This is a genomic window from Flavobacterium sp. 9AF (assembly GCF_902506265.1).
Lineage (GTDB): Bacteria > Bacteroidota > Bacteroidia > Flavobacteriales > Flavobacteriaceae > Flavobacterium.
In genome coordinates, this window is sequence record NZ_LR733598.1 from 1 (window position 1) to 14999 (window position 14999).

General features: G+C 28.9%; 17 protein-coding genes. 2 read left to right on the forward strand and 15 right to left on the reverse strand.

Features of this window, described 5'->3' with window-relative positions:
* Positions 1-284: 284 nt before the first annotated feature.
* The 15 genes from HALO113_RS16660 to HALO113_RS16730 form a co-directional block, all read right to left on the reverse strand.
* Positions 285-428, reverse strand: coding sequence for a dihydrofolate reductase family protein (locus HALO113_RS16660; RefSeq protein ID WP_201297701.1), 144 nt, complete (start codon positions 426-428; stop codon positions 285-287).
* Positions 429-431: 3 nt separating this feature from the next.
* Positions 432-791, reverse strand: a complete 360-nt coding sequence (locus tag HALO113_RS16665; protein ID WP_201297697.1) for a hypothetical protein — start codon at positions 789-791, stop codon at positions 432-434.
* Between the two features lie 43 nt (positions 792-834).
* Complete coding sequence (locus tag HALO113_RS16670) at positions 835-1212, reverse strand: VOC family protein (RefSeq protein WP_159780269.1); 378 nt, start codon at positions 1210-1212, stop codon at positions 835-837.
* Between the two features lie 13 nt (positions 1213-1225).
* Positions 1226-1741: a DUF4199 domain-containing protein gene (locus tag HALO113_RS16675; RefSeq protein WP_159780270.1), complete on the reverse strand. Its 516-nt coding sequence runs from the start codon at positions 1739-1741 to the stop codon at positions 1226-1228.
* A gap of 99 nt (positions 1742-1840) precedes the next feature.
* A complete protein-coding gene (locus HALO113_RS16680) occupies positions 1841-2323 on the reverse strand; it encodes a response regulator transcription factor (protein ID WP_201297699.1) in 483 nt (160 codons plus the stop codon).
* 64 nt (positions 2324-2387) lie between these two features.
* Positions 2388-3512, reverse strand: a complete 1125-nt coding sequence (locus HALO113_RS16685) for a PLP-dependent aspartate aminotransferase family protein (RefSeq protein ID WP_159780271.1) — start codon at positions 3510-3512, stop codon at positions 2388-2390.
* A gap of 59 nt (positions 3513-3571) precedes the next feature.
* A complete protein-coding gene (locus tag HALO113_RS16690) occupies positions 3572-4300 on the reverse strand; it encodes a DUF4369 domain-containing protein (RefSeq protein WP_159780272.1) in 729 nt (242 codons plus the stop codon).
* Between the two features lie 112 nt (positions 4301-4412).
* Positions 4413-6269, reverse strand: a complete 1857-nt coding sequence (locus tag HALO113_RS16695) for a peptidase M61 (RefSeq protein WP_159780273.1) — start codon at positions 6267-6269, stop codon at positions 4413-4415.
* 55 nt (positions 6270-6324) lie between these two features.
* Positions 6325-7245: a carboxylesterase gene (locus tag HALO113_RS16700; protein ID WP_159780274.1), complete on the reverse strand. Its 921-nt coding sequence runs from the start codon at positions 7243-7245 to the stop codon at positions 6325-6327.
* 97 nt (positions 7246-7342) lie between these two features.
* Complete coding sequence (locus HALO113_RS16705) at positions 7343-7624, reverse strand: DUF2805 domain-containing protein (protein WP_159780275.1); 282 nt, start codon at positions 7622-7624, stop codon at positions 7343-7345.
* Positions 7625-7765: 141 nt separating this feature from the next.
* Positions 7766-8368, reverse strand: a complete 603-nt coding sequence (locus tag HALO113_RS16710; protein ID WP_159780276.1) for an alpha-ketoglutarate-dependent dioxygenase AlkB — start codon at positions 8366-8368, stop codon at positions 7766-7768.
* A gap of 25 nt (positions 8369-8393) precedes the next feature.
* The gene (locus tag HALO113_RS16715; protein WP_159780277.1) at positions 8394-8765 is read right to left on the reverse strand and encodes a DoxX family protein; all 372 of its coding nucleotides are present in this window, start codon (positions 8763-8765) and stop codon (positions 8394-8396) included.
* A 46-nt stretch (positions 8766-8811) separates the two neighbouring features.
* Entirely contained in the window at positions 8812-9711 is a 900-nt protein-coding gene (locus HALO113_RS16720; protein ID WP_159780278.1) for a DMT family transporter, read from the reverse strand.
* A gap of 57 nt (positions 9712-9768) precedes the next feature.
* Complete coding sequence (locus HALO113_RS16725) at positions 9769-10935, reverse strand: DUF1501 domain-containing protein (RefSeq protein ID WP_159780279.1); 1167 nt, start codon at positions 10933-10935, stop codon at positions 9769-9771.
* Positions 10936-10946: 11 nt separating this feature from the next.
* Positions 10947-12317: a DUF1800 domain-containing protein gene (locus HALO113_RS16730; protein ID WP_159780280.1), complete on the reverse strand. Its 1371-nt coding sequence runs from the start codon at positions 12315-12317 to the stop codon at positions 10947-10949.
* Between the two features lie 88 nt (positions 12318-12405).
* Between HALO113_RS16730 and HALO113_RS16735 the strand changes: the two genes are divergently transcribed.
* Both HALO113_RS16735 and HALO113_RS16740 read left to right on the forward strand, forming a co-directional pair.
* Positions 12406-13026, forward strand: coding sequence for a murein L,D-transpeptidase catalytic domain-containing protein (locus tag HALO113_RS16735; protein WP_159780281.1), 621 nt, complete (start codon positions 12406-12408; stop codon positions 13024-13026).
* Between the two features lie 67 nt (positions 13027-13093).
* Complete coding sequence (locus HALO113_RS16740; RefSeq protein WP_159780282.1) at positions 13094-14935, forward strand: ATP-binding protein; 1842 nt, start codon at positions 13094-13096, stop codon at positions 14933-14935.
* Positions 14936-14999: the final 64 nt, after the last annotated feature.

Sequence of the window (14999 nt, forward strand, 5' to 3'; positions counted from 1 at the left end):
ATCGAAAATTATTTGCCGTTGATAAAAATAAGAAATTATTTTTTTTAAAAGTAGTAAAATGTTAAAATTTTTCAATTTTTTAATATGAATTGATAAGAAAATAACTGTTATAATCGACAGGATTTAATTTTAAATTTTATTGTTAGATGTTGTTTTTTAGTTAGTTAGTATCTTTTTTGTTAGTTTGTATTTTAGATGAGAGGTAGTATTTGAATGAATAACTTTTTCAATTTTTAAATCAAATTTATCTATGTGAATCCCTTCAAAATGTCGGATGCCCTTTCCTAAAAAAAAACAGGAGCGATGTGTGTGAAAAATTCGTCGATTAATCCAGCATTAAGAAATTGTTGGATTGTATTAGCTCCTCCTTGAATTCTTATATCTTTACCTTTTGCTGCCTTTTTGGCTTTAGTTAAAACGCTTTCTATGTCTTAATTTATAAAATAAAAAGTCGTAGTTCCTTCTTGAATCCAAGGCTCTCGTTCTTCGTGTGTTAAAACATATACATCCGCTTTATATAAATCGTTTGGCCAATGCTTTTCACCTCCTTCAAACATACGTTTTCCCATTATGAAAGCACCGGTACTTTCTATAGTTTCTCTAATAAGTGTTCCATCAGCACTATCTTCTTTACCACTTTCAAAACCCAAATATTCCCAAAATGCTTTTTGATTAAACATCCAAGAATGAATTTGTTCGGAAACTCCTCCCATTGGATTTTCTGGACTTCTATTGTTATCGGCAAAAAAAACATCGAGTGAAATTCCACTGTCAAATATTATTTTGCCCATGTTTTGTAATCTTTTTTTAAATAAAAATTTTAATTATTGTTTGTTATTCTTTTGGCTCCCATAATTCAATTTTATTTCCTTCAGGATCTAAAATATGAACAAATTTGCCATAGTCATAAGTTTCAATAGCATCTAGAATAGTTACTCCTTCTTTTTTTAACTCATCTACTAATTTCTCTAGGTTTTCAACTCTGTAGTTAATCATGAAATCCTTAGATGAAGGTTCAAAATAGTTTGTTTTTTCTTCAAAAGGGCTCCATTGTGTGACTCCTGTTTTTGAAGGTTCGTTTGCATCTCTCCATTCAAAAGTGGTTCCGTAAGGTGTAGTGTTTAATCCTAAATAATCTTTGTACCAATCTCTTGTTTTTTGAGGATCTTTACATTTAAAAAAGATGCCACCTATTCCTGTTACTTTTTTCATGATTAAAATATTTTTATGAATTATTTTTACGTTTTAAAATAATAGCACTTACTAATGTAACTAATAATCCAACAGGTAAAATTTCTGTATAAGTAATTAATGCATTTATGAGAGGGTTTTTATACATTTTTGAAAACTCAATCATTTCTTTTGTTTTTGCTTCAATCTCTATTGCGCTTGCACCTTCTTGTTTTAAATTATTTATCATATGCTCAGAATATTTTTCGGCAAAATCAGGTATGAAGTAAAAATAATTTATTAACCAAGAAACAACATATATTGTGGAAGCAATGAGAACTATAATACTACCAATTTTAAAAGCTTTTCCAAAATTGATTGTTCCCTGATTGAATTTGTCTCTGTAATTTTTTATGCCTACAAAAACTAAAGAAAAAGCTATAAGCATTGAAGAATACCCAATAAGCATTCCTTTTTCAAAGTCAAATGTACAATTGCTAGTAATAATTAGCATAGGAATAGAAACTACAATTCCTGCAATTAGTCCGAAGATGATACTATTTTTTTTCATTTCTTAAATAATTTATTTCTGCAAATGTGAAAAATACCTCTTTTTTTTTACTCATACTTTAGTATAATTTTGTCTTTTTAATACTAAAGTACTATTGCTTTAAGCAATAATTTGCAGTCGTTTTGCTTTCTCAATTGCTTGAGTGCGTCTTCTAACATCTAGTTTTTCAAAGATATTTTGATTGTGAGTTTTAACAGTACTTAAAGAAACAAAAATGATATCGGCAATCTCTTGATTACTGTTTCCTTTTGCCATTAAATTTAATATTTCCAATTCTCTTGTACTTAATTCAAATTTATTAATTAAGGATTCATTTAATTGAAATGATTCTTTTTTTTCAATAAAAATTTCTTTCTCTACAATAATGGTTTTTGTTTTTGGTTTTGAAAGTTTTAAAGCAAGCCAAATGCCAAGAGATGTGAATATAAAAGCTATTGTGCCAATGTATATTTCTAAGGAATGATCAAAGAGGATATAACGAAGTTCTAACCATTTTAGAAAAAAAAGCAAAATAGCCAAACTAATGCCATAGATAATAACGGTTTTATATGTTCTAAACCAATTTATAATAAAAGACAGCATACTTAGAATTGACTTTAAAAATCTTTAATAGGTTAAATATAAGAAAATTATATTTTTTAAAACATCATCCTAAGGCTTGTTTTAAATCTGCGATTAAGTCGTCAACATATTCAATGCCTATCGATAGGCGAATTAAATTTTCAGGACTTATTGGATGAGAACCTTCAACACTACGTCTATGTTCTACTAAACTTTCTACTCCACCTAAAGAAGTTGCATGTTTAAAAATTTGCAATTGTTGTGTAAAATGTAACGCGTTTTCTTGGTTTCCTTTCACTAAAATAGACACAATTGTTCCATAACCATTATGCATTTGTTTTTTAGCAATTTCATGATTTTCATGAGTAGGTAAGCCAGGGAAATAGACTTTTTCTACGTTTTGATGAGAATTTAGATAATTAGCTATTACAATAGCATTATCACATTGTGCTTTAAGACGCAAGGGGAAAGTAGCTAAACTTCTATTTAATAACCAACAATCAAAAGGGGAAGGAACTGCACCTGCCATTTTTTGATAGGTTCTTATACTTAGACTTGTTTCGTCTTCTCTATTAGTTAGAATAACTCCTCCTAAAATATCGGAATGACCACTGAAAAATTTGGTTGAAGAATACATGACATAATCAATGCCAATATTTATGGTTTTTTGTAAAAGAGGAGTGGCAAATGTATTGTCGCAAACAGTATTGATGTTGCCTTTTTTTGCAATAGCGACAACAGCTTCTAAATCGGTAATTTTTAGCTGTGGATTTGAAGGAGTTTCAATCCAAATTAGTTTCGTATTGTTTTTAATAGCATTTTCAATATTTGAATTCCTAGTCATATCTATCATTTCTGCAGTAACATTCCATCTAATAAAAAAATTATCTAACAATTGTCTTGTGCCATGATAGCAATCATCTGGAATGATAATATGGCAATTGGGTTCTAATAAAGTATCAAATAAAGCATTTATGGCAGCCATGCCTGAGGAAAAACTTATGGCCGTTTTCGCGTTTTCTATACTAGCAATTTTTTGTTCTACAGCACTTCTATTAGGGTTTTCTGCACGGGTGTAAATATATTCACCTGTTGTACCATCTTCATTCCTTTCAAATGTTGTAGAAAGATGTATAGGTTGTATAATATCTTTATTTTTTCCTTTTACTTCACCTGCGTGAACGGCTAATGTTTGAATGTGCTGTTTCATGATTATTAAAAAAGACTAGTAATTTTTATGTAATAATTAAAAAAGAGTAATCATGATGATTACTCTTTTTTAGCTAAAGCTTCTTTTTTTATGTCATAAATGTGCTTTCTTAAAACTCTTCCATATTTTGAAGCTTCTACTTGACGACTCATGTGTTTAGCAATAGTGTCTAAATAAATTACATTTATATTTGAAATTTCTGTTAGGGCTAAATAGGGAGCAATCTCGTAATCACCATGAGTGGCAGCAAAATTAGCTGTATATCTGTATTTTCTCTTAAGTAATCTTTCATACGCTAATTCTATACTGTCTGCTCTTTCTTGATTGAAATTTGCGGAATTTTGGATTCTTTTTTCAATGATAGCTAAATTTTCATCATTAAATTTCGATTTAATGCTATTGAATTCATCTAACAGTTCTTGGTTTTTTGATCCGGTTATTTTAGCTCCAGCATAAAATTCTTTCAAAGATGTTTCAATATGCATATTACCAGGTTCAGCAAAAAAAGTCAAATCGTTATCAATAGATGTGGTTTGTCCTCTATCTAGAAAAAGATACATTATTTCAGGTTTTTCTAAAGGAATTGTGGTTTCAAAGTGAGAATCACCTTTAATGACAATACTATCTAGAGTAATGAGTGTTGTGTCTTCAATCTTTTTTATGTACAATTTTCCTTGGCTTAATCCTTTTATATTTCCGGTTAAATGTAGATTTCCTTCAGGAGTTTCATTTTTATTACAAGCCAATACGGTAAATAAGACTATCCCAAAAAGCAATATTTTTTTCATTTATTATTTATTTAAATCTTTTTTGGCAAAGATGATATAAAATGAATAAACTTCAAAAAAAAATCCTCAAAATAGAAAACTACTTTGAGGATTACTTTTTGTTTTATTAAAATTAGCCTTTTAACCAAGCTTCTCGAATAGCTTTTTTACTGTTATCTGTTGACTGATACCCTTCTTGTTGTTCCTTAGGCATTACAATAGTGCCTTTTATTTCTTGTTCATTACCATCTCTTTTTATTTTTATAGTTATGGGTTCACCATCTTTCCAGCCCATACTTCCAATTACTAAATCATAAATATTGTCTAAGTTATATTTTGTTCCGTTTACAGCCAAAATTCTATCACCACCTTTTAAACCTAAATTAGTCATGAAAGCATTTAATTCGATACTTGGAATAATTATAATTTCTTTAGTAGATTGATCTACGGTAATGTATGGTATTTGTCCTCCTTTTAAAAAGGGATTACCATCAACTTCAATTTTTGCAGGAGTAACTCCCATTTTAGCAAAATATTCCTCATATGGAATTGGGGTTTCACCAGCTACATATTTGTTTAAGAATTCACCTACAGCTGGATAGGTGAATTTAGTGATTGTTCCAAATAATTCTTCATCTTTAAATGCTTTTTTAGTACCAAATTCATTTGATAAATCTTGCATTAAATTTAAAATACCTTTTTGACCGTTGCTGTTTTCTCTAATTAAGATGTCAACACACATAGCAATTAATGCCCCTTTCTGATATACATTAATATATTGATCTTTATAAGGATCTTTTAAAACGTTTTTACTCATTTTAGTAAAACTCATTTTATCATTCATGCGTTTTGATTGCTGAATTTTATCTGCCATTCTTTCATAAAATTCCGTTTCATCGATTAATCCTTGATTAATTTGAAATAGATTTGCAAAATATTCTGTAACTCCTTCATACATCCATAAATGTTCAGACATTTGAGGGTTATTAAAGTCAAAATATTGGATTTCGTTAGAATGTACTGTTAATGGTGTTACGATATGGAAGAATTCATGTGAAACGATGTCTTTCAATTGTTCTCTTAACTGTTCTAATTCCATTCTTTCTGGCATTACAACTGTAGTTGAAGTAGGGTGTTCTAAAGCGCCAAATCCTTTAGCATCATTTTCCATAGTGGAAAGATATAATAGAATAGCATATTTTTTTGTAGCATTAAATTTCCCTAAGAATTTCTTTTGCGCAGACATCATTGTTTCCATGTAAGGAGTAATATCTTTTGCTGTATATCTTCCTGTAGGCGAATATACACTAATGATAATTTCCATATCATCTACCATAAAAGTGGTGAAGTCTGGTTTAGAATACATTAATGGCATTTCTACTAAAGTAGCATACTTTGAACTGTGAAATACATCTTTAGTGTTAGAATTGTCTAAATCAACCATTGCTGAAACGCCAAGTAAATTTTCCGGATGTGTGATAGTTAAAATGTAAGGTGTTTCCGTTTTGCCTTCAAAATAACCAACAAAGCCATGTGTGTTTAACATGAAATTTTCACCAGCAATGATATTTGTTCCCGCTGGAGAAAAAACGTCTTCTGTTTGTCCATATGCACCACCACCTTCAGTGTCAAAAGAGTCATTCACTAGGTAGGTTACTTTAGCTAATTTATTAGCCTCTTCAATTTTATATGAATTTTTATCCAATTTTGTTACTCTTAGACCATTTCCTGATGCGTCTAGAGCTTTGAAATCTTCAATAAATCTACCATAATCATCTTCGGAATAGGTTCCTGGAACGGTTTTAGGTATGAAAAAAGTAGTAGTTTGAGATGTAAAAGTTGGAGCGTCGATGGTTACTTTAACTTTATCTTCTTTTACATTTACTAAATCGATTGCTACATTTACTTCTTCTTTTTTTGAATTGGTTGTCCCTGTTTTACAACTCCAAATAAAACTTGCAATGGCAAGGGTAAAAATTATTTTTTTCATTTAAATCGTTATTGATATTTTAATTGGACGTCAAAACTATAAAAAAGTTACATTTTTATAGCGCTTTTATAAAATTAAGAATACTAAAAACTAATTCAGGAACAATAGGTAAATCTGGATTATTATATGTACTTAAATTTTCCATTCGATCGGCTGATGCATTTTTTAATACATGATTCATGTTGTCTATAATTACTAATTTTGCTGTTGGTGTAGCTACTTTTAATAATTTAGCTTCTTTTTGACTTACTTGTATATCATTTGTGCCATTAATAATTAAAATGGGAACTTTTAAATTTTTAATTTCTTCTTGTGGATTGTATTTTATCCAAGAAATCATATAAGGTTGTATGCTTTCTCTAAATAATGTTGCTAAGAGTGGATTTTTTATTTCAATAACTTCTCCTTTTTTAAGGCTAGTAAAATTTTCTTTTACTTCAGAAACTAGCATTGGCGTTTGCTTTTCAATTTGTTCAATAATCAATTCATCTGCTGGTCTTCCTGCTCCTGCGATTGAGATAAAAGCATCTGCATTATTTTTTGCAGCAATCATTCCAATCAAAGAGCCTTCACTATGACCTGCAATAATTATTTTAGAATATTTTTTTTGAAGTTTGAAATAGGAAATAATGTCTTTTACATCTTTTATTCCATCTTCAAAGTTCAAATCCTTCTCATTAAAAGTGTTGTTTTTAATTAAACTAAAAAGCCTTTTATCATAACTAAAAACGGAATTGTTTGCATTAGTAATTCCTTCAGCTAATAATTTTAAAGAATTTGTTTGCATTTGTTGCTGATTTCCATTTCTGTCTGTTGGACCTGAACCTGCAATTAAAATGATTAAATTAGGTTTTTTAGCGTTTTTTTCAGTACTAAACAAAGTCCCTTTAATTAGAGAGTTGATTTCTATATCTTGCGTTTTTATTTGACAAATTGAAAATAATGGTATAAAAAATAGTATCAATAAATGTTTCATAATAGTTCTTTAATGAATAATTTATTTGACGTAAAAACATTGAGTATGTTACATTTTATAAATAAAAAAGCTCTTCATTTTGGAAGAGCTTCACATTTTAATCAAATTTATTTTTAAAGTAGTATTTACTATCTAAATCATCATCTTCAAGAGGATCAAACTTTAAAGGTTTTGGTTTTGGTTTACTTGCCACAGCTTTCTTTTTCCAAACTTCAAAATTATCTTTCGATAATTTTTTTCTCATTAATTCTGTAACTTCATTTTCTGAAATTCCAAATTCTTCTTTTAAGACTTCAAAAGGTCTTTTTTCCTCTTGAGCCATAGTAACAACTCTTTCTAATGTTTCGTTGTCAAATTCTGAAATCTTTCTTTTTTTCATCAGATGAAAAATTAATCTGTAAATTTATTAATGTTATGTAGTTCAATATTACTAAAAAAAAACACTAAAAAAAATATATTCTTTCATTTTTTAAAATTTCTTAATTTTATGAAGTGTTTCCTGTTTTTTATTAAAAAATCATTAGATAATAGTTCTAAATGTTAAATTTATTCTGGGATTTTTAGGGCTAGATGCTTTGGGTAATTGATGTTTATAATAAGGTTGGCTCCCTTCTTTCATAAGTAAAAGGCTACCATGATTGAGTAAGATATTTTGTTTTATTTCCTTTTTAGTATTGTGTTTTAATTGAAACACTCTTTCTTGGCCTAAACTTATGGATGCAATTATTGGATCTCTACCTAATTCTTTTTCATTATCTGAATGCCAACCATTACTGTCGTTTTCATTTCTGTATAAATTTAGAAGTACGGTGGTAAAATTCAATTTTGTGAGCTCTTCGATTTCATTTTTTAAAAACATTAAAGTAGCGTTCCATGGATGAGGTTGCATCACGATATTGGAATAGGAATAAGGTTTGCCTTCATTACCATATAAAGCCGTAAGACGCGGTTGAAGATGCGTTTTGCCATAAATTGTTATTGTGTCTTGTTTCCAAGGTATTTCATTCAACAATTTTTCAAAGAGAAGATTCGCTTTTTCTATTTTAAGAAAATTGGGATAATATTCAAAGGTAGCATCGGGTAAATCTAAGGTTATTTTTTCGTTTGGGAATAAATCTAACATACTCTAAAATAATAATAGTTGTCTTTTACACATATAATATATAAGGAATGTATGAATATGCCCAATATATTAATACTAACTGTAAAGGTAGTCTCAGTAATCTTAGCCATTTAGGCAATCCTAAGGCAGCATTTTCATTTTGATACATATAATAGTTTGCTGGAAAGACAGCAATTAATAGTAGGATAATTCCCCATGCAGCAAATATACTTGTAGGTTCTATACAAATCAATATTCCTAGGATGATTTCAGCTAATCCGCTCAGTTGATTTAATAATTTTGGGTTTTTAAAAAAAGGAGGAATGATTTTAACATATAAACGAGGTTGTCTGAAATGATTCAAACCTGCTAAAATATAAAGTAATCCCATCATGTATTGATGCCAAGGTAAGTGCATAAGGATGTGTATTTCCTTCGAAAGTACCAAAAAGAAAGGAAACGAACTATTTTTTCTTAAAATTTATATTCATTATGACAATAGCAGCAATAATTAAAATAATTCCAAACCATTGAAATAGTACAACTTTTTCATTTAGTAAAAAAAATGCCATTGATACAGAAACAGGTAATTCGAGTGATGAAACAATGCTACCTAGACCTAAACCTGTTTTTGGAAAACCGCTATTCATTAATACAGGAGGAATTATCGTTCCAAAAAGCGCTAATAAAATGCCATATTTACCAAAAATAGCTAAATTAAAAGCATCGGTTTGTGTGTAAAGAGCGAAAAATAAAACGATAATTGCACCTCCAAAAAGCATATATAAACTTCTTTGAGCAGAAGAAATTTCGGTAGCTACTTTATTAGCTGTAAACATAGTAGTGGTAAATGAAGCAGCAGCTAGCATTCCCCATATAAATCCAGTCCAATTGAAGGAAACTTTGCTAAAAAGTAAATTGGTTGCAAGAATAGTTCCTGTTAAAACTACTAAAACTGCGATTAATTTTTGTTTTGAAGGTGTTTTCTTATCTAAAACCCATTCTACTAATACACCCATCCAAACCGTTTGCATAAGTAAAACAATAGCTATAGATACATTTATATATTTGACACATAGGTAATAGAAAATACTTGTTGTACCTAGAGATGTACCCGCTAAAAGTAAATTAAAAATGTTTTTTGGAGTTGCTTTTACTATAGGGCTTTTTGCTTTTGTTTTTTGATATAAATTAATCAAAAGCATACCTAAAATTCCATAAATAAATTGTGCAGCTATAACTTCAGCAGTCGTAAATTTTTCTGAACTTTGATAGGCTAATTTTACAATTGTAGCTAGCATACCATAACTCGTTGCACCTAAGCCAACTAATACTACTCCTTTAATTATTTCATTCTTTGACATATACTCTTTTTTTAAGGGGCGCAAATATAAGCAAAGAATTGATTTTTTGATAATAAATTAAAATAATCCTTTTATGGAAAGATTTTGAATGCCAATGGTTTTAGGGTCAAAGTGTAATCTTTTTTCTAGGATGCTTGCATACACACTTCTAAAGTCGGTTTCAAATTTTAAATCCCCATAATCTAAATCAGTAAGATTCGGATTTGTTCCTATAATTTTTCCTTGGTTGTTTCCTCCAATTATAAACATAGGTGCTGCTGTACCATGATCAGTACCATTTCCATTATCTTTTACTCTTCTTCCAAATTCTGAAAAAATAACAATTGAAATGTAAGGAAGTAAATTTGCTTGTTTTAAATCGGAATATAAGGAGTAAACAGCATCATTTAATTCTGATAATTTATTTTGATGTAATGCTAATTGATTGTCATGTGTGTCAAAACTGCCTAATGAGGTATAATAAATTTTTGAGTTTAAATTCCCTTTAATTAGTTTAGCAATCCATTCTAGGTTTTTACCTAAATTAGTTTTGGGATAATTTGTTTCCGTTTTACTTTTTGCTAATGCTTTTTGGATTTCATCTGCTCCTTCCATAACAGAATTAGCAATCTTTCTGACAAAATCAAGCTGGGGATTATCCGATAATTGTTGGTTGTTTTCTGAATTATTTTTACCTCTAAAACGACTAGGGTCTTTAATCGTTATGGTATTGGGTTCGATTCCTTTTAAGGCCAAATTATCTATTGTGTCTAAATTTATTCCTCCTGTAGGATGATGTTCTAGATAATGAGAGTCAAGATAACGCCCTAACCATCCCTTGTCATTATATTCATTTGAACTAGTTGCTGTTTGCCAAATTTCTTGACTTCTAAAATGAGAGCGATTAGGTTCTGGATAACCCACATTTTGAATTATAGATAATTCACCTGCGTCCTGTATTTTTGCAAAATTATTTAAGGCAGGATGAAAACCCATGCCATTATTTTTACCTAGGATTAAATCTTTAGCGATACTAATATTTGGACGTAAATTATAGTATAGTGGATTGTCAAAAGGGATGAATGTGTTTAACCCATCATTGCCGCCATTTAATTGAATAAAAATAACACTATTTTCATATAAAGAGAATTCATTCTGATTTGCAAACGCATGAAGAAAACTAGGAATTATTAATGTTCCACTTGTGAATGTACCTGTTAGTTTAAAGAATTTTCTACGATTCATGATTTGATAAATTAGATAATTTGAAATTCAGGTAATTTGGTTATATAATTGAATAATCGCAAAACTGCAGCTGTAGCATTTTCGCTTTTAGGATTAAAATCGTATTTTAAAATGGATTCCATGTCTTTTTGAATACTTTCTTCTACATTAAACAATAGTCTATCCGTTAATTCTTTTATAATGGTAAGATTATTTCCGTTTGAATTAAAATTGATTTTGGGTTCGGTTAATTTTTCTTGTGTTTCTTTTTTTCTTCTGCCTAAAATGGCATTTCCATTGGTTAAGAAATCACTAGCATTATTTCTTTGTAAATAAATTTGTGAAGTAAGCCAATGATTGCCACCTGTCCAACCTTTTACATTGGGTTGGTTGAATAAATCCATTCCTTGTTGTTTTAAAAATTGAAGGAGTAAATCATTTTTTGTGTTTTTAATTTGTAATTCTTCTAAAAGTTGCAGTGAAAAGACCAATGGGTCTTTTATTTTGCATCCGCTAATGTTTTTAGAGTATTCTTCAATGAAAATTTTTAATAGTAGTGGCTTGATTTCAAAGTTAACGGATTTAAAATAATCCCCATAATATTGTATTATTTCCTTTGGTGGAGTATCATAAATAAACCATTTTAAAATTTTTTCAGTGATAAGATAGGAAGTGTTTTTTTGTTCAAAAATAATATCAATTAAATCTTCAACTTTAAATTTTCCAGTTTTTCCTAAATAAGTTATTGTATCATTATCCTCCAAACGTGGTCTATATATTGCTTTTTCATTGCCTAAATGTAAACCGGCTAAGGCTTTAGCCCCATTTTTGACGTCTTCTTCAGTGTAATTATCAATACCAAGAGTAAAAAGTTCTAATAATTCTCGGCTTAAATTTTCATTGAGTTTGCCTTTTTTATTATCAACATTGTCCAAATAGCGAACCATGGCATTTGTTTGAATAATTTTCTTAGTAATGTCTTTAAAATTTCCAAAGGCATTTTCTCTGAGAATCATATTGTGTTGATATACCCAATACGTCACTTTTACTTTTTGTAGGGTTGAAACAAAATGATTATGCCAAAAACAAGTCATTTTTTCTCGTAATGGGAACTTTTCATTTTGCATTTTATGTAACCACCAATGTTGTAGTGCTATACTGTTTTTTATTTGATCTTTTAAAATCGCTTTTTTTTCCTCTTCATTCGCATTTTTAATATTTTCTCTTATTGATTTTAATTCTTCTATAGATTTTGGACTGTCTTTTAGAAAGTCTGGTAATGTGTTATCTGTTTTTGATGCAAAAGAGTATTCTAAAAAAGTAGCAATTCCTAGCTTTTCAATTTGCTGACTTTCTTTATTTGAAAAGCCTAGACGAAGTGACCAAAGACTATTTGTGTTCATATTTTAAAGAATTAACTATTATTTTAGACAAACATTAACACAAAAGGTTTAAAATTAATTTTAATATTACAACATTAATAGTTTATATATGAAGAATATACTTGTCCTGTTTGTTTTTATCTTAATAAATTGTACTAATGGGAATACTTCTCATAAGAAACTCCTTTCGAATGAAAGTGAAGAAAAAATAATGGACTATGCTTCTTTTCATCAACAAGCTAAAGCGTATATTGAAGCCAATAATTTTAATACTGATTATTACTATTTAATTGATTTAAGTCAACATTCAGGGAAAAATAGGTTTTTTATATATGATTTTAACAAGCAACAAATAGTAGATAAAAACTTAGTAACCCATGGAAGTTGTGATCAATTTGAGGATAACCCAAAAAAATGGGAAAAAGTAAAATTTGATGTAAGGAATAATAGTCATTGCTCTATGAATGGGAAATACAAAATAGGAAATAGAGATTATAGTTCTTGGGGAATTAAAGTAAAATATTGGATGCATGGTTTAGAAAAAAGTAATGCAACTGCTGTAGATAGAGTAGTGGTGTTACATTCATGGAATGCCGTCAAAAACGAAGAGATTTATCCTAAATATAGTCCGTTAAGTTGGGGTTGTCCTGCCGTTTCTAATTCCTTTATGGAAAAGCTCGATAAACAGCTTCAACAATCACAAAAGCCTGTTTTATTGTGGATTATATAAAAAAAACTTTTTTCATTTAATTTTTTCTTATATTTATTGTCCCAAAGCTGCTAAAATGTTTAACCAATTGAAAACGAATAAAAGTATCAAAGATGTACTTTTATTGCTTGATGATGCACATAAAATTCGCATTAATAACCTTCCTAAGAGTATCACACTTACTCATATCGCTTTAGAAATTAGTGAAGCGTTAAATAATAAATCTTTATTGGCTAAATCCTATAGTCAATTAGCTTTATATTATATGATTATTGGTGAAATGGTTCAGGCTGAAAATTTTGCAAAAACAGCTTTAAATTTTTTTGTTGAATTACAGGATGAAAAAGGAATAGCAGATGCCAAATACAGTTTGGCAAGTGTTTATTATAAAACCAATCTTTATCATTTAGGTTTAATAGCTTTTCTTGATGCCTTAAAAATTTATCAAAGGAAAAAGGATTATTATAATCAATCAAGAACTGAAAAAGCTTTAGGAACGCTTTATGGTTATATAGGAGATCAAAGTAAAGCCTTAAAATCCTATTACAGTGCTATTCGAAATGCTCGAAAAATTGATGATTTAAATTTAGAGTCTAATGTTTATAATAATTTATCAGGTATTTTAGCTAAAAATGGAAAACTAAAATTCGCTATGGCATTTATCGATACAGCTATAGAGAAAAAAAAGATGACAAACGACATTAGAGGGTTGGCTTATGCATTGTATGGTAAAGGGAAAGTATATTTTTATTTGAACGAATTTAAGAAGGCTGAAGAATATTATTTGCAAGCTCTGAAAATTCATGACGAGATGAATGAAAATACGGGTAAAGCGATGACCTATACAAAGCTTGGTGAATTATATTATACAAAGAAGAGTTTTGATAAAGCACTTGAAATTGCTTTTATAGGTTTAGAGATAGCTAATAAACTAAAATTAGCGATGTCAACTATTAAATTAAAAAAACTAATTTATCTGATTTTTAAAGCAAAGAAAGAACATGAATTAGCTTTAGATTATTTTGAACGCTATCAAAAAGAGAAAGAAAGTGTGATTAATGCACAAACTTTGAAAGTTATTGAGAATTACGAACTGATCTCAAAAATGGAACTTTTAAAAAATGAAGCAAAACTTCACAAGGAAAAGCAATTGTTATTAGAGAAAAAAAATCAAGACGAAGCTAGAGCGATAAAAATGCGACAAGATTTTTTATCAATTATGAGTCATGAAATTAGAACACCTTTAAATGCAATTACTTCTATTGTAGAGTTATTAAATGATGAAGTAAATGAAGAAGGGAAAGAGTTGTTAGGAAGTTTAAAATTTGCCTCTTCAAATCTAATAAAAATTGTAAATGATGTTCTCGATTTTACCAAATTAGACTCTAATAAAGCCAAATTAGAATTATCCTCAGTTTCTTTATACCCTTTGATTAAAAATATTGTGAGTGTATATGATAATCAAGCTAAAGAAAAAGGATTAATATTAAAATTAGATTATTCAATTTCGAAAACTGTTGTTTATAATTTAGACGAAACCAAACTTACACAAGTGCTCAATAATTTAATTAGTAATGCTATTAAGTTTACTGAAAAAGGAAGGGTTCAGATAAAAGTAAAAGAAGTAAAAAGAACTGAAAAAAAGGATACTATTTTATTTGAAGTAAAAGATTCTGGTGAGGGTATTTCTAAAGAAAATATGGAAGAAATTTTTGAAAGTTTCTCTCAAGTTAAACCTATTTTGACTAGAAATCAAGGTGGTACAGGATTAGGTTTAGCAATTGTAAAAAAAATAATCGAATTATATAAAAGTAAAATAAAAGTAAAAAGTAAATTAGGAAAAGGGACGACTTTTTATTTTAAATTGATGTCTTGTCCTGAAATAGCGATACACAAATTTCATCGTTATGGAAACACCTCAAGAAATTAGCTATGTAAAGCGTACTCAGAAAGACTATTCCATGTCTTTAAAACTTCAAATTGTTCAAGAAATA